At 58.5% G+C, this 25,109-nt stretch carries 19 protein-coding genes; 8 read left to right on the top strand and 11 right to left on the bottom strand.

Annotation, left to right across the window (positions count from 1 at the left end):
* Positions 1-110 precede the first annotated feature (110 nt).
* The gene (locus ACMXYJ_RS06660) at positions 111-1,151 is read left to right on the top strand and encodes an NADP(H)-dependent aldo-keto reductase (RefSeq protein ID WP_415759193.1); all 1,041 of its coding nucleotides are present in this window, start codon (positions 111-113) and stop codon (positions 1,149-1,151) included.
* Between the two features lie 105 nt (positions 1,152-1,256).
* Here ACMXYJ_RS06660 and ACMXYJ_RS06655 read toward each other — a convergent pair whose 3' ends face one another.
* Positions 1,257-2,393, bottom strand: a complete 1,137-nt coding sequence (locus tag ACMXYJ_RS06655; protein WP_415759192.1) for an acyl-CoA dehydrogenase family protein — start codon at positions 2,391-2,393, stop codon at positions 1,257-1,259.
* A 244-nt stretch (positions 2,394-2,637) separates the two neighbouring features.
* On the opposite strand from ACMXYJ_RS06655, the gene ACMXYJ_RS06650 reads away from it, so the two are divergent.
* The 5 genes from ACMXYJ_RS06650 (at position 2,638) to ACMXYJ_RS06630 (ending at position 9,103) form a co-directional block, all read left to right on the top strand.
* Positions 2,638-3,534, top strand: coding sequence for a GlxA family transcriptional regulator (locus tag ACMXYJ_RS06650; protein ID WP_176471585.1), 897 nt, complete (start codon positions 2,638-2,640; stop codon positions 3,532-3,534).
* Positions 3,535-3,757: 223 nt separating this feature from the next.
* Positions 3,758-5,695, top strand: coding sequence for a flavin monoamine oxidase family protein (locus ACMXYJ_RS06645; RefSeq protein ID WP_415759191.1), 1,938 nt, complete (start codon positions 3,758-3,760; stop codon positions 5,693-5,695).
* A gap of 236 nt (positions 5,696-5,931) precedes the next feature.
* Entirely contained in the window at positions 5,932-6,819 is an 888-nt protein-coding gene (locus ACMXYJ_RS06640; RefSeq protein ID WP_415759190.1) for a nitrilase family protein, read from the top strand.
* A 16-nt stretch (positions 6,820-6,835) separates the two neighbouring features.
* Positions 6,836-8,044: a hypothetical protein gene (locus tag ACMXYJ_RS06635; protein WP_415759189.1), complete on the top strand. Its 1,209-nt coding sequence runs from the start codon at positions 6,836-6,838 to the stop codon at positions 8,042-8,044.
* A 78-nt stretch (positions 8,045-8,122) separates the two neighbouring features.
* Positions 8,123-9,103 (top strand): asparaginase, encoded by a 981-nt coding sequence (locus tag ACMXYJ_RS06630; RefSeq protein WP_415759188.1) that lies wholly within the window; start codon positions 8,123-8,125, stop codon positions 9,101-9,103.
* Positions 9,104-9,185: 82 nt separating this feature from the next.
* Here ACMXYJ_RS06630 and zapE read toward each other — a convergent pair whose 3' ends face one another.
* From zapE to ACMXYJ_RS06615, 3 genes are all read right to left on the bottom strand, one after another.
* The gene (gene zapE, locus ACMXYJ_RS06625; RefSeq protein WP_415759186.1) at positions 9,186-10,280 is read right to left on the bottom strand and encodes a cell division protein ZapE; all 1,095 of its coding nucleotides are present in this window, start codon (positions 10,278-10,280) and stop codon (positions 9,186-9,188) included.
* Between the two features lie 90 nt (positions 10,281-10,370).
* The gene (locus ACMXYJ_RS06620) at positions 10,371-11,726 is read right to left on the bottom strand and encodes a tryptophan--tRNA ligase (protein ID WP_415759184.1); all 1,356 of its coding nucleotides are present in this window, start codon (positions 11,724-11,726) and stop codon (positions 10,371-10,373) included.
* A gap of 24 nt (positions 11,727-11,750) precedes the next feature.
* The gene (locus tag ACMXYJ_RS06615) at positions 11,751-12,380 is read right to left on the bottom strand and encodes an alpha/beta hydrolase (RefSeq protein WP_415759183.1); all 630 of its coding nucleotides are present in this window, start codon (positions 12,378-12,380) and stop codon (positions 11,751-11,753) included.
* A gap of 144 nt (positions 12,381-12,524) precedes the next feature.
* Between ACMXYJ_RS06615 and ACMXYJ_RS06610 the strand changes: the two genes are divergently transcribed.
* The gene (locus tag ACMXYJ_RS06610; RefSeq protein ID WP_415759182.1) at positions 12,525-12,959 is read left to right on the top strand and encodes a YhcB family protein; all 435 of its coding nucleotides are present in this window, start codon (positions 12,525-12,527) and stop codon (positions 12,957-12,959) included.
* Positions 12,960-13,205: 246 nt separating this feature from the next.
* Here ACMXYJ_RS06610 and ACMXYJ_RS06605 read toward each other — a convergent pair whose 3' ends face one another.
* Together ACMXYJ_RS06605 and ACMXYJ_RS06600 are read right to left on the bottom strand one after the other, a co-directional pair.
* Positions 13,206-13,934 (bottom strand): OmpA family protein, encoded by a 729-nt coding sequence (locus tag ACMXYJ_RS06605; RefSeq protein ID WP_415759181.1) that lies wholly within the window; start codon positions 13,932-13,934, stop codon positions 13,206-13,208.
* A 116-nt stretch (positions 13,935-14,050) separates the two neighbouring features.
* Positions 14,051-14,707 carry an MBL fold metallo-hydrolase gene (locus ACMXYJ_RS06600; RefSeq protein ID WP_415759180.1) on the bottom strand — a complete coding sequence of 219 codons (657 nt, stop codon included), beginning with the start codon at positions 14,705-14,707 and terminating at the stop codon, positions 14,051-14,053.
* Between the two features lie 232 nt (positions 14,708-14,939).
* Between ACMXYJ_RS06600 and ACMXYJ_RS06595 the strand changes: the two genes are divergently transcribed.
* On the top strand, positions 14,940-15,758 hold the full coding sequence (locus ACMXYJ_RS06595; RefSeq protein ID WP_415759179.1) for a PP2C family serine/threonine-protein phosphatase: 819 nt from the start codon (positions 14,940-14,942) through the stop codon (positions 15,756-15,758).
* Between the two features lie 54 nt (positions 15,759-15,812).
* On the opposite strand, the gene ACMXYJ_RS06590 is transcribed toward ACMXYJ_RS06595, so the two are convergent.
* The 5 genes from ACMXYJ_RS06590 to ACMXYJ_RS06570 form a co-directional block, all read right to left on the bottom strand.
* Positions 15,813-18,551 carry a LuxR C-terminal-related transcriptional regulator gene (locus tag ACMXYJ_RS06590; protein ID WP_415759178.1) on the bottom strand — a complete coding sequence of 913 codons (2,739 nt, stop codon included), beginning with the start codon at positions 18,549-18,551 and terminating at the stop codon, positions 15,813-15,815.
* 362 nt (positions 18,552-18,913) lie between these two features.
* Entirely contained in the window at positions 18,914-20,278 is a 1,365-nt protein-coding gene (locus ACMXYJ_RS06585; RefSeq protein ID WP_415759177.1) for a DUF1329 domain-containing protein, read from the bottom strand.
* 28 nt (positions 20,279-20,306) lie between these two features.
* Positions 20,307-22,244, bottom strand: coding sequence for a DUF1302 domain-containing protein (locus ACMXYJ_RS06580; protein WP_415759176.1), 1,938 nt, complete (start codon positions 22,242-22,244; stop codon positions 20,307-20,309).
* 336 nt (positions 22,245-22,580) lie between these two features.
* Positions 22,581-24,263, bottom strand: coding sequence for a fatty acid--CoA ligase (locus ACMXYJ_RS06575; protein WP_095130433.1), 1,683 nt, complete (start codon positions 24,261-24,263; stop codon positions 22,581-22,583).
* 160 nt (positions 24,264-24,423) lie between these two features.
* On the bottom strand, positions 24,424-25,053 hold the full coding sequence (locus tag ACMXYJ_RS06570; RefSeq protein WP_415759175.1) for a LysE family translocator: 630 nt from the start codon (positions 25,051-25,053) through the stop codon (positions 24,424-24,426).
* Between the last annotated feature and the right edge of the window lie 56 nt (positions 25,054-25,109).

Genomic DNA, 25,109 nt, shown 5'->3' with positions numbered 1-25,109 from the left:
TTCTTCGGCGGCGGCGCATCACTTCCACTGCAGAAAGAGGTGCGCAATTATGCAGATTGCGAAAAATAATTCAACCTGCTTTTATGATTGTTTTGCCCAAGGAGCACCCGATGGACTATCGACAGCTAGGCCGAACCAATCTGAATGTGAGCGCCATCTGCCTCGGAACCATGACCTGGGGCGAGCAAAACAGTGAGGCTGAAGCCTTCGCCCAGATTGAACGGGCCAAGAGTGCCGGGATCAATTTCATCGATACCGCCGAGATGTACCCGGTACCGCCCAAGGCCGAAACCTACGCCACCACCGAACGCTACATCGGCAATTACTTCAAAAGCCGTGGTGATCGCGCTGACTGGATCCTGGCCAGCAAGATCGCCGGCCCCGGAAACACCATCGACTACATCCGCGACAAAAACCTGCGGCACAACCGCCAGCACATCACCGAAGCCGTGGACGCCAGCCTCAAGCGCTTGCAGACCGACTACATCGACCTCTACCAGTTGCACTGGCCGGAGCGCAGCACCAATTTCTTCGGCCAGCTCGGTTACAAACACCAGACCGAAGCCAACCTCACGCCGCTGGAGGACACCCTCGAAGCGCTGGACGAACAGGTCAAGGCCGGCAAGATCCGCCACATCGGCCTGTCCAATGAAACGCCATGGGGCACCATGCGCTTCCTCGCCCTGGCCGAAGCTCGTGGATGGCCGCGCGCGGTGTCGATCCAGAACCCGTATAACCTGCTCAACCGCAGCTTTGAAGTCGGCCTGGCGGAAATCGCCATCCGCGAACAGTGCGGCCTGCTCGCCTATTCGCCGCTGGCGTTCGGTTTCCTGTCGGGCAAGTACGAAGGTGGCGCGCGTCCGCCTAAAGGCCGCCTGAGCCTCTACAGCCGCTTCAGCCGCTATTTCAACCCGCAGTCGGAAGCAGCGTGCAGTCGTTATGTGGCACTGGCGCGTGAACACGGCCTGGACCCGGCGCAAATGGCGTTGGCGTTTGTCACTCAGCAGCCGTTTGTGACCAGCAACATCATTGGCGCGACGACGATGGAGCAGCTTGAAAGCAACATTGCCAGCTTCGATCTGAAACTTTCCGATGAAGTGCTGGAAGGTATTGAGGCGATTCATAAGGATCACCCGAATCCGGCACCTTGATCGCCAGGTAAAAAGCCCTCGCGAGCAAGCTCGCTCCCACAGGTTTTGCGCAATCCCTGTGGGAGCGAGCCTGCTCGCGATGGCGGTCTAACAGTCATCGCAAGGTCAAAGCGACCGCGCAATAATCTCCTTCATGATTTCGTTGGTCCCCGCATAAATCCTCTGCACCCGCGCATCCGCCCACGCCCGGGCGATCGGGTATTCCCACATGAAACCGTAACCGCCATGCAACTGCACGCATTCGTCGAGCACCTTGCATTGCAGGTCGGTGCCCCAATACTTGGCCATCGCCGCGGTCGGCACGTCGAGCTTGCCTTGCAGGTGCAGTTCCAGACAGCGATCGACGAAGACCCGACCGATCTGAATCTCGGTCGCCATCTCCGCCAGTTTGAAGCGAGTGTTCTGGAAGTCGGCGATCGCCTTGCCGAATGCCTTGCGCTCGCGGGTGTAATCCAGCGTCCATTGCAACGCAGCTTCAGCCGAAGCCAGCCCGCCGATGGCAACGGTAAGACGCTCTTGGGGCAATTCCTGCATCAGGTAAGCGAAGCCCATTCCGGCCTGCCCCAGCAGGTTTTCCTTGGGCACCCGAACGTCCTGGAAGAACAGTTCCGAGGTGTCCTGAGCCTTCATGCCGACTTTTTCCAGACGCTTGCCCTTGGCGAAGCCCGGGGTTTCGGCTTCCACCAGAAACAGGCTGGTGCCTTTCGCGCCAGCCTTCGGATCGGTCTTGGCCACGACAATCACCAGGTCCGCCAGATAGCCGTTGGTGATAAACGTCTTCGAACCGTTGATCACATACTCGTCGCCATCGAGCACCGCGGTGGTTTTCACCCCTTGCAGGTCGGAACCGGCACCCGGCTCGGTCATGGCAATCGCCGTGACCATCTCGCCAGACACCAGTTTCGGCAGGTATTTGTGTTTCAGCGCTTCACTGCCGTAATGCAGGATGTACGGCGCAACGATGTCCGAATGCAGGGAAAAACCGATACCGGTCAGGCCGAGACGACCAACCTCTTCGATCACCACCGCACTGTAGAGAAAGTCCGCCCCCAGGCCTCCGTACTCTTCCGGCAGATGCGAACAGAGCATCCCCGCCTCCCCTGCCTTGTTCCAGAGTTTGCGGTCGATATAGCCTTGTTTTTCCCATTGCCCATGAAACGGCACGGCCTCTTTTTCGAGGAACGTTCGTACGCTGTCGCGAAAAAGTTCGTGCTCGGAACTGAACAAGGTTCTGGGGATCATGCGGCACCTGTCGTTACTGTTAGCCGGAATTGACCTTCAGAGACTATGCCCCGCATCCGATACAGGACACTGGACACATCAGACAAAAAATAAGACGATCCAGCCGTCTGGTGACCACTTTCCCCTATAAGAATAAAGTTGAATTATGTCTAACCAAGTCTCCACGCCCTTGCGGCGCGTCAGCATCCTGGCTATCGACCGGGTTTTCGCTTCCACCCTCATGCAAGCCAAGGATTTCTTCCACCTGGCCAGCCTCCGTTACGGCAAACAACTGGGCCAAGGCCTGACGCCGGCGTTCGAAACCCGCCTGGTCAGCCCCGACGGCAAACCGGTGAACAGCTTCAGCGATGTGATCATCCCGGTGGACGGCGGCCTGGAAAATGCCGACATCATTGTCCTTCCAGCCTTTTGGGACGATTTCGACACCCTTTGCCAACGTTATCCACAAGTGCTGCCCTGGCTGCGCCAGCAACATGCTCGCGGCGCAGTGCTCTGCGGCGAAGCCACCGGGGTGTTCTGGCTGGCCGAGGCCGGGCTGCTCGACGGCAAGGAAGCGACCACTTACTGGCGCTTCTTCAATGCGTTTGCCGAACGCTTCCCGCGGGTTCAGCTCAATCAGGACAAGCACCTGACCGATGCCGATAACCTGTATTGCGCAGGCGGTACCACGTCGGCCTGCGACCTTTACATCTACCTGATCGAACGCTTCTGTGGCGCCAACGTGTCCCAGGCCGTGGCGCGGGACATTCTTTATGAAGTGCAGCGCAGCTACTCGCCAGGACGAATCGGTTTCGGCGGTCAGAAGCTGCACCAGGATGTGATCATCCTGCAGATCCAGCACTGGCTCGAAGAACATTTCGCCGACAAATTCCGCTTCGAAGACGTGGCTCGCGAACACGGCATGAGCATCCGCAATTTCATGCGGCGCTTCCAGACCGCTACCGGCGACAAGCCGCTGCATTACCTGCAACGACTGCGCATCGAAACCGCCAAGGGTCTGCTCTCCGGCAGCCGCAAGAGCATCAAAACCATCAGCTATGAAGTCGGTTACGACGATGCGAGCTTCTTCGCGCGGCTGTTCCGCCAGCACACCGAGCTGTCGCCGAACCAGTATCGACAGCAGTTTCAGCAGGCTGCATAACTGTTGATATAGGCGTCGTCACGGAACTGCCAGGCGGCGCCTGCTTCAGAATTAAACTGCAAATACCAACAACGTTTAAAGTTAACGATCGCGTGATTATTTCCCTTACATGAAAAACGGAATGCGGAGTACCGAACTGGTCCTTTGGACGCTTGCGAGCCGCTGACTGAAAACCCACTCTATTCTTCCCGCCAGCTGAATTGCATTTCAGGGAAGATCAACAATGACAACAGATACAAGTTCCCAGCTTCTCTCACTTAACGACAAGACCGAAAATCTCCAGGCTAAAAAGAAATGGTCAGGCCGATTCCCAAATCCGCCGGACTTATGCTTTGACTACCGGGCGTTAATTGAGCAGGAACACGGCGTAGCAAAGGCAACTGATCCCACCCATAAAATATGCATCATTGGCGCAGGCGTTACCGGACTCACTGCTGCCCGAGAACTTTATCGTTGCGGTTTTACCGACGTGACACTGATAGAACAATCCACACGCATTGGCGGCAGGCACCTGACCGTCCATGGCAGCCATCCAATAAAAGAAAGTCATACACCTTTCGAGATGGGCGCCATGCGCCTGCCATTCTTCAATAGAGAAAACGAGCCACCCAAAGAGGGTCGATCGCTGATGGCTTACTACGCCAAGGCATTTGACCTGGCGCTATCGGACTTCCCCAATCCGGGAAGTCAGTGGGTGAGTTCGACAGGCATTTATCTTCAGGAAGGCAGCCTGGGTGGTCGCGCGGATCCGCACATGTTGATCTGGACGAATGAAGACGGCTTGACGCCTCCACCCGACGAGGCGCTGCAAACGGTTTATGCCAAGTGGAAGGCCTTTGCCACCAGGATGACTCGCCAGATTGCGCTGATCTACGCCACGCAGGAGTGGGAAGCGGTCTGGGCGGCCATCGTCGAAAGGTACGAGCGTGTTTCGTTTCGCGACCTGGTCTGCATGGCTGTGCTGGAAACCTGGAACAAGGACAAACCCGGGGATTTCGGCGGAGTCGGAATGACCTCGCATGAATCAACCCTGTTCTATTCGATCGGCATCGGCGATGGTAGCTGGGGCGCTTTTTATGACGTGTGCGCGCTCTACCCGCTGCGCACCGCCATTTTCGGATTCAGCAGTCGCCTGCAACTGGTTCACGGTCGGGTCGATTCGTGCGGCGAACCGCTTCCCGCGCCTTACTTGCACAGCGACGCTGTTCTCGATGCGAAGGGTCTGCCTTTCGACAGTCCGCGCTACATCGGCCTCGCGGCGCTGGACGAATGCCTGCTGTTCATGAACACCGACAGCGCGCACACGTCGTTCTACGAACATTGTCTTGAAAGAGGCGGCGGTTTTCTCACCGATTCATCCGTCAACAAACTGAAGAAGCTGGACGATCAAAAAGTACGCGTGTACTACACATGGAAATTCAGCCAGCCCTGTCAATCGCAGGAACTGTTCGATGACTTTGACGCTGTCATCATGACCCTGCCTTCATGGCTGATTGAAACAGGTATCCGACTCGAAAACTTCAATCAGCAGATGCTGCCATTCGCGATGATCAACGCTTACAAAACAGCACATTGGGAAACAAGTTGCAAAGTGTACGCCCCCTTAAACAAATCATTCCTTTCAAGCCAAACCCGAATCCCCCACGCCATTGTGACCGACAGTTTCATTCATGACGTATACAGCTATCGCTATAACGAGAATTATCCATACGACTGCATATTATTAAGTTACACATGGGAAGATGACGCCACCAAACTGGCGTTGTTTAACGACCAGGAACTGGTGGCGAAGTGCGTAGAGGAACTTGACCGGATACTGATGAATTCCGCCAATATCCAGCAGAAGATTTCTCCCTACATTAAAACTGAACATGCCGTGGTCCAACGCTGGATGACGGACAGAAACGCTTTGGGCTGCGCAAAGTTATACAGGCCCGGCACTTATTACGACGCGGTGAGCCTGATGAAGTACAACCGGGATTTCTCGCATGTGTCCGGCCTGTATTTTTCCGGCGAATCGTTTTCAGTCGATGCCGGCTGGACAGAGCCCTGCTTTCGCGGTGCCGTGGATGCCGTGATTCATATCTGCAATAAAACCGCAGCGGTATTCAACGGCGGATTCTGCATGAGCGACTACCCACACTACCGCACCCGCAACTGACACCCGGCTCCCTCTCGGAACCAATGCGCCCTGCGCGTTGGTTCTGTCTCTGCGTAATCGCTCTATTACGCCATCTTGCGCCCCGGCAGAAGTATTCGGGCGCTCTGCCCTGCGCGATCTTCGGACACGGACTACAGCTCAAACGGAAGCCGCTGACTTACGCAAAAATGCCATTTCAACTCTTATAAACACGCAACTAAACAGCGTGAATAACAATAAAAAAGAGGTCATCGAGAATGAGCGAGCCAACAAGTCCTGTTCGTGTAGCAGTCGTGCAATTCGACCCACAAGTCGGCAAAGAGAAACGTGCAGATAATCTGCGTCATGGTCTGGAGTTGGTCCTGGAAGCGGTAAATGGCGGTGCCAATCTCATCGTGCTGCCCGAGCTTTGCAGCACCGGTTATTTCTTCAGCAATCGGCAAGACGCGTTCGACCATTCGGAGGTGATTCCCGACGGGCCAAGTGTGCAAATCTGGGTGGACTTCGCCCGCCAGCACAAGGTTTACCTGGTGGCCGGCTTGACCGAGCGCGATGGCATGCGGCTGTTCAACACCGGCGTTCTGGTCGGGCCTGACGGTTTTATCGGCAAGTATCGCAAAGCCCATTTGTGGAACCTGGAGAAGCTGTGGTTCACACCGGGAGATCTGGGCTTTCCAGTTTTCGATACGCCTATTGGCCGTATCGGAATGTTGATCTGCTGGGATATCTGGTTCCCGGAAGTGCCGCGAATCCTCAGTCAGCAAGGCGCGGACATCATTTGCAGCCTGAACAACTGGGTGTGGACCCCGCCGCCCCTGTTCGATGACGCCGGCAAGTGCATGGCGTCGTACCTGACGATGACGGCGGCTCACGTCAACAATGTGTTTATTGCGGCGGCGAGCCGGATCGGCGAAGAGCGAGGTGCACGTTACCTGGGTTGCTCGCTGATCGCGGGCACCAACGGCTGGCCGATTGGCCAGGTGGCTTCAGCGGACAAACAGGAAATCCTGTTTGCCGACATCGACCTGACCAGCTCGCGCAGCGCGCCCATCTGGAACAACCTGAACGATTTGCACCGCGATCGTCGAGCCGATCTCTACGATCAGATGCTCGGTTACACCCAGCACCCTTGTCTGCCGCGCTGATAAGGGGGCATGACTGATGGAAACCGCAAACGAAAAAACGCAAAACCGGCTCGCCGCCAGGTCACCACTGGATACGGCGATCATCTGGCTGATGCTCGGCACGGCATTGCTGATCATCTGGCTTTCATTCACCTTCCGGACATCCTGGTCAGCCCATTGGCCAGACTACAGTCACATGGTATCGAGACTCCCGGAGCCGAGTGCCTGGCTGCGTTGGGTCCTGGGAGACATCAGCGAGGTGGCGTTCTACAAACATGAGTTCGCTTCGATCGGGTTGCTTGCAGGCGCCTATCTGGCCTACTGGGCGAATAGAACGGGAAAAGCCTGGCAAGGTTTTACCATTTGCTACGGCAGCGGATTATGGCCGTGGCTCGTTACCAGCTCGTTGCTGGGCCTGTTGTTGAGCAACCTGCTGTGGGGCTGGACGGTCACGGCCACCAGTTGGCAACCCACGTTTGCCGCCTTTGTTTCGTTGCCAGCGGCGATGGTGCTGATATTTGGCGGCGGCTGGAAGGTCACAATCAATGGCGCAATCATGGGCGCCGTGTTCGTCACTCCGATGTGCTTGTTGATCGTCAATTACGTCTGCAACCCCCTCGGATTGCCGGCGGTGATCGGCAATGTCACGGGCATGGCGGTCGCCAGCGTCGGCGCTTTTCTGCTCTGTCGTTACCTGCCGAGCCTGGTGAAGTCCGCCCCACCCAAGAAACCGCCCTCCCCTGTGCCCGTACCCGCCATCACCAAAACGCCCGATTACGGTGTCGTGTGGAGCCTGCGCCGGGTGTTGGCCGACTTTTCGGAAGCGCCGTTCTTTGGCAATGAATGGGCCAGTCTCGGTTTGATCGCAGGCGCCTTGATGGCTTACACCTTGAACCCCACAAGCCCGGTGTATGGCACGGGCTTGCTGCCCCAACTGATCGCCGCGCAAGCGTTAACCTCGGCGCTAGGCGTAGTGATCTGGCGTCAGCAATGGATATTGCGCGGCTGGTATCCCACCTACGTACCGTTGGTGTCAGTCGTACCGGCGGCCGTTCTGACGTACGGCGGCAGTTGGCAGGTCATCGCCTCAAGCGCACTGCTCGGGGCACTGATTGCGCCACCGCTGGCGTGCGCGATTGCCAAGCGGTTGCCGGCCGACATGCACGGTTTCATCGGCAATGTACTGGCCATGGCTATCAGCACGTTGCTGATCATTCCGTTTATTGGACTGCTGGTAGCCAGCTGACAAACGTCGCGACTGGGCTGTATCACGGACTCAAATCCGGATACAGCCACCTCTCATCACACGCTAATGAGGTATCACATGGACCTGCCCAAACTGGCCATTGCAGCGCTCGGCGGCACCGTGAGCATGCAAGCCAGGAACGCTGGCGAAGGGGTAATCCCTACCATCAGCGGCGAAACCCTGCTGGCCTCGGTGCCAGAGTTGACGACCTTGGCACGGGTCACCGTAGAAACGCTCGGACTGTTGCCCAGTGCCTCACTGGATTTCGACTTTCTGCTGAGTGCCCTTTCCTGGGCGAATTTCCAGATCAAGCAAGGTGCCGTCGGTGTCGTCATTACCCAGGGCACGGACACGCTTGAAGAAACAGCCACGTTTTTTGACCATTTGTGGGACCACGAAGAACCGCTGATCCTGACCGGTGCCATGCGCTCGGCAGCCCAGCCGGGGGCTGATGGTCCGGCAAATCTGCTGGATGCTTGCCGAGTCGCACTGGCTGAAGACAGTCGACTGCGAGGCGTTCAGGTGGTCATGAACGGGCAGATTCACCCGGCATGCCGCGTGCGTAAAACCGATTCATTGGCAGTGCAGGCGTTTTCCTCTCCAGTCTTTGGCCCCGCCGGCATGCTCGTCGAAAACGTCGTCCGCTATGTGCGCCCACCGGCCCATCGAACGGTTTTGCCGTTGCCGCAACAGACCACACAGAAGGTTGCGATGCTGGAGGCGTCGCTCTCTGCCGACACGCTGTTACTGGAGAACATCCTCGAACTTGGCTATGACGGACTGGTGATCGGCGGTTTCGGTGCTGGACATGTTTCGGAGAGTTGGGCCGAGGTTATCAAGCACATTGCCAAGAAAATCCCGGTGATCATCGCAACCCGGACCGGTTCCGGTTCCACCGCGCAATCTTCCTACGGCTTTATTGGCGGCGAGATGGACCTGATTCGTAAAGGTGCATCGATGGCCGGATTCCTCTGCCCGCGCAAAGCCCGGGTCTTGCTGTGGCTGCTCATTGGCTGCCAACGAGAAGATGAACTGGCGCGGTATCTCTTAGAAGACTGACACAGGGGTCCAGCAGACAGTAGGGATCTACTGCGCACAAAAAAGGCCTGCAATGCAGGCCTTTTTCATTTACCGAAATGTCCTACGGCTTGTGTGCCCGGGACAGGAATTCGTGAGACTGCATTTCCAGCAGACGACTCAGGGTGCGCTGGAACTCGAAGTTCAGGCGACCGCCGGTGTAGAGGTCTTTGAGCTCGACTTCAGCGGAAATGATCAGTTTCACGTTGCGGTCGTAGAACTCGTCGACCATGTTGATAAAGCGTCGGGCGATGTCGTCGGTGGTGACGCTCATCTGCTCGACACCGCTGAGCAACACGGCGTGGAAGATCTTGCCCAGTTCGATGTAATCGTTCTGGCTGCGCGGGCCGTCGCAGAGTTCGCGGAAGTCGAACCAGGCCACGTCATCGCAGGTGCGCACGGCACGGATTTCGCGGTTCTCGATCATCAACACATCGTTCTCGATGGCTGCCGTGCATTCCGGCGTCAGGGCACGGAAGCTCTTGCGCAGGCTTTCGTGGGACGCATCATCCAGCGGGAAGTGGAACAGCTCCGCCTGCTCAAGGTGACGCAGACGATAATCGACGCCGCTGTCGACGTTGACGATCTCGGTGTTCTGCTTGATCAGCGCAATGGCCGGCAGGAAGCGCGCACGTTGCAGGCCGTCCTTGTACAGACCGTCCGGCACGATGTTCGACGTCGCGACCAGGGTCACGCCGTTCTTGAACAGCTCTTCCATCAGCGTGCCGAGGATCATCGCGTCGGTGATGTCGGACACGAAGAACTCATCGAAACAAATCACCCGGGCTTCGTCAGAGAAACGTTTGGCGATGATGGTCAGCGGGTTTTTCTCGCCGCCGAGGGTCTTCATCTCTTCGTGCACGCGCTTCATGAAGCGGTGAAAGTGAGTGCGGACCTTTTCCTCGAACGGCAGCGCTTCGAAGAAGGTGTCGACCAGATAGGTCTTGCCACGGCCGACGCCGCCCCAGAAGTACAGGCCCTTGACCGGTGCTGCGTCTTTCTTGCCAAACAGTTTGCCAAACAGGCTCGGTTTGCTGTGCGAGGCCGCGACCAGATCGTCGTACAGGCGCTGCAAGTGGCGCACCGCAGTTTCCTGCGAGGCGTCATGGAAGAATTCCGGGCGTTTCAGATCAGCTTGATATCGTTCTAGGGGCGTCATAATTCGTTAGCAAGGCAACAAAAACGGGCCGTCACTGTAGCGACGGCCCGTGGGAATGGCAATCAGCCCTTGGTCGGACTGAGCCGTTGATTATTCCTGAACCGGGGTCAGGGCAACCCGCAAGGTGTCGATGGCGACGTCGCGAGCGACGTCGTCAGCAAACGTCGGGCTGTCGGCCACGCACTCGCCTTCCAGCCAGACGCTGAAACTCCGGTCTTCACTACGCACATCCAACGGTTGACCCGATTGCAACTGCTTGGTCACTTGACCTGCTGTTTTGCCGTCGGCGAAGTTGCGCGACAACAGCAGCTGCTCGCCATCGGCCGCCAGCAGACGGAAACGGAAGCTGCTGTCTTCTTCGCGGAAACTGACAAAACGAGCGGCTTTCGCGGCTTTTTTCTTGGTGGTGGCAGCGACTTGAGTCTGAGCGACGAAAGAGCGCAGACCCACCGCTTCACGCAGTTCGTGGAGGAACGGTGTCGCCACCGAGCGAGCCTTTTTGGCGCCGAGCTGCAGCATGTCTTCCAGGTCCGCCGGGCGTTCAATCAGCTGATGATAACGCTCGCGGGACTCACCCAGCTCGCTGTCGAGCAACTGGAACAGACGATTCTTCGCCTCGCCCCAACCCAGGCCCTGCAACAGTTCGCTGCGGAATTCGTCGGACTGCGCCGGGGTGGCGAAGGCCTGGAACAAGGTGAACAGGTGCGAGTTATCCGGATCTTTCGCCTCGCCCGGCGCACGGGAGTCGGTGACGATCCGCGAAATCGCGTCCTTCATTTCCTTGGCGCTGCTGAACAACGGAATGGTGTTGTCGTAGCTCTTCGACATCTTGCGACCGTCGAGGCCTGGCAGCGTGGCGACGCTTTCTTCGATCAGTGCCTCGGGCATGGTGAAGAATTCTTTGCCCTGACCGAACAGATGGTTGAAGCGCTGACCGATGTCACGGGCCATTTCCACGTGCTGGATCTGGTCACGACCAACCGGCACCTTGTGGGCGTTGAACATCAGAATGTCCGCAGCCATCAGCACCGGATAGCTGTACAAGCCCATGGTAATGCCGGCGTCCGGGTCTTCGCCGGTTTCGACGTTCTTGTCCACCGAGGCCTTGTAGGCGTGGGCACGATTGAGCAGGCCCTTGGCGGCGACGCAGGTCAGCAACCAGGTCAGCTCAGGGATTTCCGGGATGTCGGACTGGCGGTAGAACGTTACGCGCTCCACATCCAGGCCACCGGCCAGCCAGGTCGCGGCGATTTCCAGACGCGAGCGCTGGATGCGCAGCGGGTCATCGCATTTGATCAGGGCGTGGTAGTCGGCCAGGAAGTAGAACGAATCGGCATTGCTGTCACGGCTGGCGATGATCGCCGGGCGGATGGCGCCGGCGTAGTTGCCCAGGTGCGGCGTGCCGGTGGTGGTGATGCCGGTGAGGATACGGGTACGAGTCGTCATGGGTAATCGCTTGTCAGACTGCAATCAATTCGAAAGACGCGGCAGGATCAGATCCTTGAGATCGGTCAGCTTGCCATGAAAAAAGTGTCCGCATTCTGCCACTTTCAGCAGCTCATGGGGGCGCTCGAGTTTCTCGGACCAGTCGTAGACAGCTTGCGGGTCGATGACTTCGTCGGTTTCTGGCTGGATCAGGGTCAGCTCGCCGTGTTGCGGCAGTTGATCCTGATCGCCGAGACGCATGACAGCAGGTGCGACCATGAACAAATGTTTCAGTTGTTCGCCCTTCGCGTCCAGACGTCCGCCGAGACTGGCGGCAACAAAACCGCCGAAGGAGAAACCGAACAGGGTCAGCGGCAAGTCTGGATGTTTGGCCCGCAGCCATTCGGCGACCGCCTGGGCATCGTCGACTTCGCCGGTGCCCATGTCGTGCGCGCCTTCACTGGCACCCACGCCACGGTAGTTGAAACGCAAAGTAATCAAACCGGCGTCACGCGCAGTGCGCTGCAAGGTCGAGACGACTTTATTGAGCATGGTGCCGCCCTGCACCGGGTTCGGGTGGCAAATCAGCGCCAGGCCACGGGGCTGGTCACTGTCCAGGTAAAGTGCTTCCAGTTGGCCGACCGGGCCATCAATCACTACAGGGGTTTCGCGCATAAGCAAGGAAGGAACTCCGTGACCTCAAATCGGGTCGACTCGTCTAGCAAATTGTCTGTGCCAATCTATTGCGAGTGAATCGCGGTATACAGCGCAGGTTCGAGCCGTTAACGTAAAGCAAAGCCGTTTATAGAGGAAGGACTCGTGGAACACTCGCTCTTAGTTTGGTTGTTGCCGACTCTTGCCCTGGTTGTGGGTGTCGCCATTGGTTTCCTGATCGCTCGCCTGGTGCCGAATGCCGCGCCTAGCAGCACACAACGTCAGCTGGATGACATTCAGGAACGTTTCGACAGTTATCAGAACGAGGTGGTCACCCACTTCAACAGCACTGCAACACTGGTCAAGAAGCTGACTCAGAGCTATCAGGAAGTGCAGGATCACCTCGCCGAGGGCGCCAACCGCCTGGCCCTGGACGAGCAAACCCGCCAACGCCTGCTGGCCGCGCTGCACGCCGATGCGGCAACCGCCCCACGGGAACGCCTGACGCCGCCGCGCAATCAGGAGCCGCCTCGCGACTACGCCCCCAAAGCCCCGAACGCGCCGGGCATGCTCGATGAGCATTACGGCCTGAAGAAGTAATCAGGTTTCGCGCGACATGAAAAAGCCCCCGGATGAGTGATTTGTCCGGGGGCTTTTTAATTGCTGATGTTTTTTTGTTGCCTGCTCTGGCCCCATCGCGAGCAGGCTCGCTCCCACAGGGGAACGCATTTCAACTGTGGGAGCGAGCCTGCTCGCGATGGGGCCACAACTGGCGACACAAAAAAAGCCCGCCCGATCTGTTCAGGATCGGGCGGGCTTTTTTACGCCTGGGGTTCAGTCAGACGATTATGGATACTGCTGAACGGTACCTTGCTGCTGACCACCATACTGCTGACCCGGAATCGCCTTCAGGTTGACCTCGACCCGGCGGTTCTGCGCCCGGCCATTGACGTCACCGTTGCTGGCAATCGGGTTATCCGGCCCGGCACCGCGAGCCGACAGGTTGGCACCGCTCACGCCCTGCGACGTCAGGTAAGTCGCCACGCTCTGGGCGCGACGCTGGGACAGATCCATGTTGTGCTGGCGGCTGCCGGTGCTGTCGGTATAGCCGACGATCTCGATCTGGTTCTGACTGAACTCCTTGAGCGAGCCCGCCAGATTGTTCAGCGGCTGATAGAAACCCGACGCGATGTTCGCCGAATCAGTGGCGAAGGTGATGTTGCCCGGCATGATCAGTTTGATCTGATCACCCTGGCGCTGCACTTCCACCCCGGTGTTGGCCATGCTGGCGCGCAGCTTTTTCTCTTGCTGGTCGGCGTAATAACCGTAACCGGCAGCGGAAGCACCCACCACCGCAGCGCCAATCAGCGCGCCCTTGCCACGGTTATCGTGACTGATGGCAGCACCGGCCAGAGCACCGGCCAAAGCGCCGAGGCCACCGTATTTAGCGGTTTTGCTCATGCCCGTGGAACCACTGTCGGCCTGGCCCTGGTTGTCGTAAGGGTTAGGCGTGGCGCAGCCAGACAGCAAGGCCACAGCCGTAGCGACAATAATCAAACGCTGCTTGGTGAACATGAAGAGCTCCTACTTTTTGCATTCTGTGGTGCAACGGACTAAGGCATTAAACCTTTGCGGGCGTTGGATCATTGCGGATGAAAATAATTCCGCCACGCCCCTCACAACGTTAGATATCACGCCCGCACAAAAGGGTTCTCGCGCATTTCATCGCCCAGACGTGTGTCCGGACCATGCCCGGTCACCACCGTCGCCTCTTCGTCGAGGGTATACAGCCGCTGCTTGATCGACCGCACGATGGTCGCCTGATCGCCACCCCACAAATCCGTGCGCCCTACCCCTCGACGAAACAGCGTGTCACCGGCAATCAGCAGCTTAGCCTCTGAAAACCAAAAGCTCATGGAACCCGGCGTATGACCCGGCGTATGACCCGGCGTATGCAACGCCACGCCGCAACCGCAGGCCAGTTCTTCATCATCGGCCAACCAGCGATCCGGCGGCGGCACCGGCGTATAAGGGACACCGAACATCTGGCACTGCATCTCCAGGTTGTCCCACAAAAATTGATCTTCTTTATGCAGATGCAGGGTTGCGCCGGTTTTCTCCTTCAACTGACCGGACGCCAGGAAGTGATCGAGGTGCGCATGGGTATGAATGATGCTGACCACCTTCAGGCCCAGCGCGTCGAGCCGCGCGAGGATCAGTTCATGATTACCGCCCGGATCCACCACGATGGCCTTTTTGGTGATCGGGTCGCCGATGATCGTGCAGTTGCACTGCAAAGGGCCGACGGGGAAGGTTTCTCGGATGAGGGCTGTATTCGGGGTTTGCATGCGTTTAATCCTGGTGCCAGGGCTGGGTACTGCGGTTATGATCCGCAAAATTGATAGGTTATCCTCGCGCCGCGCCTAAATTGAAACAAGACGGCAGGAAGCCAATGTCTGGTTCAAACGACTCTTGAAGCGTTTTTTGTAACGCTCAGCCCAAAAGGATAATTCCATGCAAGAAGACTATCTCCTTCGTCAGGACAGTAAAGGTATCGAAGCCTGGGCGCAGGTCTGAACCATGCCTGAGAATCCGGAAGACTTCAGCTGTAAAACGGCCTGCGCGTATGTGGCAGGACGCGAGCACCTCAGCACTCAAACGCCTTGCCAGGACTATGTCGCGGCCAGGGAGTCCAACGAGGTGACCTGCATTTCATTGGCGGTTGGGGCTGGCTCCAGAGCCAGATCCGATATCGGCGCCCAAGTAGCGGTCACGGCGACCCTGGCTTTTGTTTGCAAAAACTTTGAAAGCCTCTGGCAAAACATGGACAAACACAACGCGAAGGCAGCCCAGCGCCTGGTTAATCGCTGCCTGGACGCGTTCAGACGCAAAGCTGCAAAACTTGGCGGCGATATCAACGACCTGGCCTGTACCTTGTCGTTTGTCGCTTACTCACAAGGCCGCTACCTCGCAGGTCACTTGGGCGATGGCGTCATCGCAAGCGTTGATGCGGGCGGTCAACTTCTGGCCCTTTCTCATCCGGAAAATGGTGAGTCGGCCAGTACCGTCCCGTTGCTGACTGACCATAAAGCGGCGTCGCGGCTCAGGTTGTACCGTGGGCAAATCGAAGCCACGACTGGCTTCGCGATCATGAGCGACGGCACCGCGCAAAGTCTCTATGACAAATCCAGCGGCGTCCCCGCCCCGGCGATCCAAAAGCTGCTGGAGTGGAATGCAACGTTGCCCAGAAAAAAAATGAGGGACGTGTTGGGTGACAACTTGCAACAGTCCATTGCCAGTCAAACCGAAGATGACTGCTCCATAGGCTTACTGTCGATCCTGAAGCACTCCATCGACGTGGGGCAGACATCCGGAGTGACTGTCTCAGAGGAGAAATGACCGAAAACCTCTGATCGCAAGGCCCAACTTGTTTCAGAGGTCTTCAAACGGCGATTACTGCAATACACCCAAGTCTTTCGCCCTGGCGACCGCTTGCGTTCGCCGCTCCACCCCAAGCTTGCTGTTGATATGGCTGGCATGGGTTTTCACCGTGTGCAGCGAGATAAACAGCTGATCGCTGATTTCCTGATTTGAACACCCCTGGGCGATCAGTCGCAGGACAGCCATTTCCCGCGTACTGAGTTGTTCCGCTGCGGCGGATGACTCCACTGTGGGACGGGCTGCGACTGTCGGAAGTTGTTCTGAAAGACTCTGTGAAACGGGCGTCGGCACACCGAGTTGAAGTTGGCTACGCAGCCAGTCCGGATGTTCAGCCAACAACCTGTCAAACGGCTGCAGCACTCCACCGGCCGCCGCTTCCAGCGCCTGACTCAGTGCCTTGCGGGCCTCGGGTTCGCGTCCGCACCCCAGCAATAACGTCACTTTCTGAGTCAGCGCCATCACGCTGAGCAGCTGCCTGCCGGTTTGCTGCCCATGCTCAAGCAACGCGTTCAATCGTCCTTCGGCCAGCATCGGCTGTCCCTGAATGACCTCCAGCAAGGCTTGCTGCAACTCGATATGCAGCGGCAGTTGCGGATGAAATTCCGGAGGGGCTGCTGCGTGTTCGCCGTTATAGGTCTGCCCCAAGCGAGCGAGCCAGGCTTCGGCCAGATCGGTTCGCCCCTGAGCCAGCCAGAGTTCGCATTTGACCAGGGTGATCATCGCCAGGTAGTAGATCGGTGGCACGTCCCAGATGTGCATCAGGCGCTCGGCTTCGGCGAGTTCGGCGAAGGCTTTGGCGTATTCGCCGCTGCTGCCCTCAAGCCTGGCGATCACGCAGTGACCGATCAATACGCTGATATCACGACAGGCGCGTGCTTCATTCAAACCGGCTTGCAAGCGTGCCCGTGCGGCTTGGGGCTGCAAGCGCAGGGCTAACAAAAAACCTTCGTACAAAGTCAGTCGGGCGCGGACGGCATACAGCCGTTGCGGGGATAACCCTTGCAGGCGTTGCAGCCCCTGGCGCACCTCATCCAGCGCACGAAGGATTTCCCCTCGCGCCTGCAGCACACGAGCGCGGTCGTAATGAGCCAGCGCTTCGAATAGCGGGTTGCCGACCCGTTGCGCCAACTCCAGAGACTCACGGTTCAACCCGCGTGCACGCCACAAGTCGCCGTCGGCAATGGCCAGGTTGGACAGGGTCGAGAGGCACATCAGGCGCTGACCGTAGCGTTTGGCGGGCAGGCTCTCCTGCGCTTCGGTGCAATAGAGCAGCGTCAGCTCACGATTGCCGCGCCCGCGAGCGATGATCCCGCTCAGGGCCAGCCATTGCGCCAGCATGGATTTTTGCGCAGTGGCCGACGGGGCCGGCAGGAAGCGGCTCAAATGACTGGCCAGCTCCTCGGCGGCGTCCAGCTGACAGGCCAGCCCCAACGCCCAGCTGTACAGCACGATCAGCCGTGGTGTGCTGATCAGCAGGCTGTCGGGCAAGTCCATTTTCCAGCGCAGCAACATGCCGACGTTCTGTTCGGCCAGCAGTTGTTCTTCGGACAGGTTCTGCACCAGGTTCGCCGCGACGTCCAGGTGCCCGGCACGCAACGCCTGCTCAACCGCTTCATCGAGCAGCCCCTGGGCATTGAACCAGCGACAGGCGCGCAGGTGCAGGCTGGCCGCCGGCACCATCGCTTGCGCGGTAGGCCGGGTGCGCAACAGGTCGGAAAACAAATGGTGGTAGCGATACCAGTGACCGTTTTCATCCAGTGGCACCAGGAACACCTGATGGGCCAGCAGAAAACGCAGGATCTCGGCACTGTCATGGGCTTCGCGAACGGCGTCGCACAGTTCACTGCAAAAGCGTTCCTGAGGTGCGGTGTCGTAAAGGAATGACTGCACCTCGGCGGGCAGACAATCGATGACTTCTTCCAGCAGATAATCGCGGATCAGCCCTTCCCCGCCATGCAAGGCCTGCGGAAAAGCACCCTGGGCGCCCGCTTCAGACGCTGCCAACAGCCAGAAACGCAGTCCGGCAACCCAACCTTCGCTGCGCTGGATGAGACTCTCCAGCGCTTCGCCGCGCAAGGAACTGCTGTGCCGATCAAGCAGGGTCAGGGCTTCATCGTGAGTCAGGCGCAAATCCTGTTCATTCAACTCGAGCAGTTGCCGCGACAGCCGCAGGCGCGCCAGATGCCAGTCCGGCCGCTGCCGACTGGTGACCATGACCAGCAAGCCGTCAGGCAGGTGATTGAGGAAAAATTGCAGGCAGCGATCGAGAACCGGACCCTGCGCCAGATGGTAGTCATCCAGCACCAACAGCAGGGGCGTACTCGTAGACAGGTGCACGGCCAACTCATCGAGCAAACCGTCCAGCCATTCTTCAAAGGCAAACGGTTGATGCCGCTGGCGCATTTTCAGCAGGCCCAGGGACTTGCTGCCCAGTTGCGGAAAAAAGTCCTGCAGGCCTTCGAGCAACCGCTCGAGAAAACGACCGGGATCGCTGTCTCGCGGACTCAACCCCAGCCACAGACTTTGCCAGTGAGCCGGCAAGCCCTGGCAGAACTCAACCGCCAACGAACTCTTGCCAAACCCCGCCGGTGCGCTGACCAGCAAAAGCCTGCCACCGAGACCCGCACTCAGGCGCTCGCACAGACGAGGCCGCAGCACATGGCCGTCGGGCAACGGAGGCCGAAAAAAACGCCCGTCCAGTGCCGCGACGGCAACGTTTGCAGGGCCCGGGTGTGGGGACAGATCAGTCATGGCCGGCTCTTGTTTGAATGGCGGTTGGCGGCGTTGCAGATGTCCGCAGCCTAGCGGTAAACGAAGAGGGAATGAAGGTTATTGCTACAAATGGCTACAAAAAGAATACAAGCAGAAGTTGCCGGTCTGCAGAAGGAGTTTTCTGACAACCCGTGTCGCACCCTTCGCGAGCAAGCCCGCTCCCACATTTGATCTTCGGTGGGCATAACATCTGTGAACACTGGAGATCAAATGTGGGAGCGGGCTTGCTCGCGAAGAGGCCATCACAGGCACCGAAAATCCATTGGCCAAATCCCGGACAAAAAAAACGCCCCGAACCAGTCGGGGCGTTTCTCGAGGATGCGGCCTCTGTTCAGGGCAGCTTAGCGAACACCATCCTGGCGCAGAGCCGCCGGAGTGAAGTCGCTGGTGGTGGCGGTGAAGCCGAAGTCATACGCCGATTTCTCTTCGTTCTTCATGCCCAGTGCCAGGTAGCGGCCCGATTGCAGGTCGTACAAGGTTTCCAGGGTGTACCACGGCACTTGAACGTTGTAGTAATTCTGGGAGTGAGCTTCCGCCACACGCCACAGTTGATTACGACCGTCGTAGTGGTCGATCACGGCCGCTTGCCAGGTGTCTTCGTCGATGTAGAAGTCACGCTTGGCATAGATGTGGCGCTGACCTTCCTTCAAGGTAGCCACCACATGCCAGACCCGGCGCAGCTCGTAACGAGTCAGGTCCTGGTTGATGTGACCGGCCTTGATGATGTCGTCGTACTTGAGTTGCGGCGAGTCGAGCTTGTAGCTGTCGGAGGCGATGTACATCTCTTTTTTGCCTTCGAGCTTCCAGTCGTAACGATCCGGTGCACCGTTGTACATGTCCAGGTTGTCGGAGGTACGCAGGCCATCGGCTGCGGTACCCGGCCCGTCATAGGACACTTGTGGTGCGCGACGAACACGACGCTGACCGGCGTTGTAGACCCACGCCGAACGTGGTTCCTTCACCTGGTCGAGGGTTTCGTGCACCAGCAGCACACCACCGGCCAGACGTGCCGGAGCGGTCACTTTCTGCTTGAAGTAGAACAGGATGTTGCCCGGGTTCGCCGGATCGTAGTCCTTCATCTTGTCGCGGAACACGAACTGGTCCTGGAAGTACACCAGGCTGTACGAGCCGTTCGGCTGAGGCGTGGCCTGGGTCACCAGACGAGTCACGCTGCCACCGCGATAGCGGGTGATGTGGTTCCAGATGACTTCGACGCCGGTCTTCGGAATCGGGAATGGAACGGCGGTTTCGAAGTTCTCCAGACCGTTGCCGCCGGACACCAGGTTAGTGGCGGTGGCGTTTTTCTTGATGGAGGCAAACACGGCATCCGGCACGGTCGCGCCGCGATGGGACGGGTAGACCGGCATCTTGAAGGTTTCCGGGTAGCGCTTGAACATCGCGTACTGGCCCGGTGCGAGTTTGTCCTTGTACTGGTCGACGTTCTGCGCGGTGATGGTGAACAGTGGTTTTTCACTGGCGAACGGGTCGGACAGGAAACCTTTGCTGTCGGCGGTGCCGGCGTTTTTCGCCATCGGCTTCCAGGCCGGGATCGATCCGTCAGCATTGCCCGCCATCTCGGCGCCCATCGGGGTCAGGCTCTTGCCCAGTTTGTCCGCTTCGGCCGCAGGGACCGCCGCCATGACGCCGGTCGCCAGCAGCGAAAGCCCCAGAACACCGACGTGGAACAGACTCTTTGTTATTTTCATAGGTGTGTTCGTCCTGATAATGCAGTGCTTAGAAGTTCACGCCGAGGCTGAGCGCAACGAAGTCGCGGTCATCGACGGTGGTGTACTTGCCATCAAAGAAGTTGGTGTAAGCCAGGCTCGCGGTGTAGGTGTTCTGGTACTCGGCATCGACGCCCAGGCTCACCGCTTTGCGACCTTCCTCGAAGTTGCCGCCAGGGCCAGGCGAGTAGCCTTCCACGTCATGGGACCAGGCCACGTTCGGCTTGAGGTTTACACCGGCGAATACGTCGTTGTATTCCCAGATGGCACGACCGCGGTAACCCCAGGAGTTTGCAGTGGTGAACCCGTCGTTTTCACAGTAGCGACTCACGTTGTTTTGTGGTCCGCCGGCCAGGGTGCCGCTGTTCAATGTCTGGCACTGCCCACCTGGCAACGGGCCCGGGCCGTAGCTCGGGTCACGGCCGTAACGCGCTTTGTTAGTGCTTTCCAGACCACCCACGTGAGTAAAGCCGACCTCGCCCACCAGGGTCAGTCGCTCGGCACCCATCACCTGGTCGAAGAAGTGAGTCAGGGTCGTCTGGAGCTGGGTCACTTCCTTGCGACGATAGCCTTTCTGATCCTCCCCTGGCGTGCCCTGGAGTACGGAAACGTTAGGGTTCAGAGGTGTCAGACCGGAAAAGAGAATGTCGGTGGTGTTGAGCTGAACCGGAGCATTCGGCCGGTAGCTGACTTCACCACTCCACGCAGTACCTGTGGGTAACGTGGTAGAGAAGCTCAAGCCATACAGGCGAATATCTTCAGGGTACTCGACGTAGTAGCTGGAGTTACCGGCCACATTCAATGGCAACAAGGTCGGTGCCAGGTTACGCGCGACAGCGAGTGGAACACCCCTGGCCACCAGCGAGCCCACCAGGCCCGCCGCGCTGTAAGCGCTCGCCGGAGCACCTTTGCCGCTGAAAATCGGCGCACGGCTGTGGTAGTTCATGAAGTAGGCGCCGAACTCGGTGTCCAGCGGATCGAACATGTATTTGAAGGACACGCCAAATTGACCGCTGTCACGGGCATCGCGATCCGGACCGCGACGAACGATGACGCCTTCATCCGGGTCACCCCAGGTCACGCCCCTGGCAGCCAGGGTGTTGATGCTGGCATTACGCAACGAAGCCGGCAGCCCCGCAGCCGTCAGTGCGCTGTTGAGTCCGTTACGGGTGCGCAGTACGGCCAGGTTGTTGTCGCAGCCATCCGAAATCACATCCGGTTGCGAGAAGAAGGTGCCGCAGTTGTCGGTAACGGTCTGGTCCCATTCGAGCTGGTAGAAGGCTTCGGTCGAGAGGTTCTCGGTGAGGCTCTGGGACACGTAGAACATGTTGACCGGGATCAGGCCTTCCTTGATCTCGGCACCTGGACGACGGAACGCAGACACGTCGATCGGGTTGATCGAGTTGATACCGCCGCCGATGAAGGTACTTTCGCCCCAACTCACTACTTGCTTGCCCAGACGCACGGAGCCCGGCTGATCGGCAACGGAATAGTTGTGGTAGACGAAGGCGTCGAGGATCTGGCCGCCGGAGGACTTGGCGCCTTCCTTGCGGTTGCTGTCGCTGATGTCTTTGAACGGACGGCTTTCGTCCTTGAGTTCAAAGTCGTACCAGTATTTGCCACGGACGAAAACGCCGGTATCGCCATATTTCAATTCGAGGTCATGGATGCCCTTGAAGATCTTGGAGAACGTTTCGCCGCTCTTGAAGTTCAGGTGACCGTCGTCGGAAGTCTGGGACAGGCCACGGCCGCCGTTGTTGACGCCGATGAGGTTCTTGTTGGCACTTTCAGTAGACCAACTGGCACCGACCGACAGGGACGAGTCGAACTGACCTTCGATTTCACCAACGTTGAAACTGACGCCGAATGCTGGCCCGGCGAGCGTAGAGGCAAGACTGACCGCCAGGGGCAGTTTTGCCCGGCGCCAGAACTGGTTTACTGATGTCATCGACGCTACTCCATGTGCATTATTGTTATGGCAGTTAGCACTTCTAAAAACGCTGTGGATGACTGGGAGCCAAGATGTCCCTAAGTCATTCCAAAGTTGCATCGCCCCGGTGTGTGCGTTTGCTCCGTTCTTAAAAATCCGTGAGCGGACTATAGCCAGCAGGTAGTACTGCTTGATCCCTCTAAAGTGTGATTTGCAGCTGCTAGCCACTCTGGAACAGTCCTTTGCCAAGCCGACGCCCGTCGGCACGGCAAGAATGGCTGAAATTTCAGATTTGACAAGCCAAGCGCTTGCTTGGTGGGGCTGGCGTGCCCTTTTGGGCACGCCGGGTGACGCTTAAAGCGTCGAGAGGAAGGTGCTGTTGTTGGCTTGCCATTCGGTGATGTCGACGCGAATGCGCTTCTTGTCGAGTTTGCCGACACTGGTCTTGGGAATTTCAGTAACAAGGGCGATCTGGCTCGGGATGGCCCACTTGCTCAGGTGCCCCAGTTCCACGAACGGCTTGAGGTGTTCCTTCAGTTCTTTGGCCCCGATCTCATGGCCTTCGCGGACCACCAGCAGTGCGAACGGACGTTCGCCCCACTGCGGATCGGCGATGCCCACCACTGCTACTTCGCGTACCGCAGGGTGGCGGCTGATCAAGTCTTCAAGGTCCAGGGAGGAGATCCACTCGCCGCCGGTCTTGATCACGTCCTTGATCCGGTCGCGGATGTCGATCACACCCATGCTGTCCAGGGTCGCTACGTCACCGGTGTGCAGCCAGCCCCCGGCCCAGAGCTCGGCGCCCTTTTGCGGTTCGTTGAAATAGCCCTCGGTGAGCCACGGTGCACGCAGCACCAGTTCGCCCTGGGTCTCGCCATCGGCGGGCAGGAAGTTGCCGTCGGTGTCGACGATCGCCGCCTCCACCAATGGCCCCGGCACACCGGCCTTGATCCGGTAAGTGGTGCGTTCGTCTTCGGTGCCGGCCATCAGCTCATCGTTGAGGTGTGCACACGACACCAACGGCCCGGTTTCCGACATGCCATAAGCGGCGGTCAGCTGAATGCCCTTGGCCTTGGCCGCGTCGTAAAGCGCACGGTTCAGTGCACTGCCGCCGATGACGATTTTCCAGCCACCGAAATCCGTGCCTTGCGCCGCTTTTGAATTGAGGACCATTTGCAGGATGGTCGGCACGCAATGGGAAAAGGTGACCTTCTCCTTGCGCCACAGCTCCACCAGGTACTCAGGGTCATAGCGACCGGGATAGACCTGCTTGAGCCCGAGCATGGTCGCCACATACGGCAGGCCCCAGGCGTGCACATGGAACATCGGGGTGATCGGCATGTACACGTCGTTGGTGCCCAGCAACCGCACGCTGTCGATGGCGCCCATGATGGTCGACACACCCATGGTGTGCAGCACCAGCTGCCGATGGGTGAAGTACACACCTTTGGGATTACCGGTGGTGCCGGTGGTGTAGAACGTGGTCGCGACCGAGTTTTCGTCGAAGTCCTGGAAGTCGTACTGCGTGCTCGCCGCCGCCAGCAACTGCTCATACTCGCCGATGAGGTTCGGCAGGTCGGCGGTTTTTTCCGGCAGGTCGGTCAGCAGCAGGGTTTTCTCTACCGTGGTCAGGTGCCCGGCAATGGCCTGGTACAACCCGACGAACTCGCTGTTGACCAGCACAAAGCGGTCCTCGGCGTGGTTCATGGTGTAGAGGATCTGTTCCGGCGACAGGCGCACGTTGATGGTGTGGATCACCGCGCCGATCATCGGGATGGCGAACATGCATTCCAGATAACGATGGCTGTCCCAGTCCATCACCGCCACGGTATCCCCGGCCTTGACGCCGGCCGCCGTCAGCACGTTGGCCAGCCTGGCGACCCGTTCGATCAGGGTCGGATAGCTGTAGCGCAACTGGTCGCGGTAAATGATCTCGCGGGTTTTTTCATAACGAGCGCCGGACATCAGCAGCCGTTTAATCAGCAGCGGATACTGGTAAGCGCCTTCGGCTGGAGGGATAACGCGAGTCTGCAACATAAGAGTCCCTTTTCTGACTGCACGGTCGTGGCTGAAAGTAAGCACTTTAGTGCCCTTGGACGCCAGCCAAATCAGCCAAAGGAATGATTTGCAAAGTCGTGCAAATGCTAGCGTTGCGCCAGCACCTGCTGGTATTTCATTTCCATGACGCGTAGCGCGATCAATGCATCTCGGTAAACGCGAGTTTCACACCGATGGCGATCAGTACCGCGCCCATCGTCCGATCGAACCAGTGCCCCATCCGGGCAAAACCTGCGCGCACGCGCTGCTGGCTGAACAGCATCGCCACCAGGCAGAACCACACCGCGGTGGCCACTGCGAGGTAGAGGCCGTAGCCCGCCTGTACCGTCAGCGGCGTGTGCGGGTTGATCACCACGGTGAACAGTGAGAGGAAGAACAGCGTCGCTTTCGGGTTCAGGCCGTTGGTCACGAAACCCGACGTGAAGGCGCCGCGAGCAGTGCGCTCGCCCGCTTCCTTGTGCAGATCGTCAGCCGCAGGTTGGGCCGGCTGTGCTCGCAGGGCCTTGAAGCCGATGTACAGCAAGTATGCGGCGGCCGCCCATTTCAGGGCATTAAACAACACGATCGACTGGGACACGATCAGGCCAATGCCGAGCAACGAATAGCCAACGTGCAGGAAAATGGCCGTGCCGACACCCAGCGCCGTCCAGGTGCCCGCGCGACGACCATGGGTCACGCTCTCACGCACCACCACCGCAAAGTCCGGGCCGGGGCTGGCCACGGCCAGCAAGTGAATCAGGGCGACGGTCAAAAACTCTGTCCAGTACATGGGGTTTCCTTTTGGCCAAGCGTAACTGTTTGTTTCATCTGGTAGGCTCGGCAGAG

Origin of the sequence: Pseudomonas arabinosi (assembly GCF_047758675.1) — a bacterium.
Classification (GTDB): domain Bacteria; phylum Pseudomonadota; class Gammaproteobacteria; order Pseudomonadales; family Pseudomonadaceae; genus Aquipseudomonas; species Aquipseudomonas arabinosi.
This window is presented reverse-complemented; position numbering and strand designations above follow the sequence as displayed.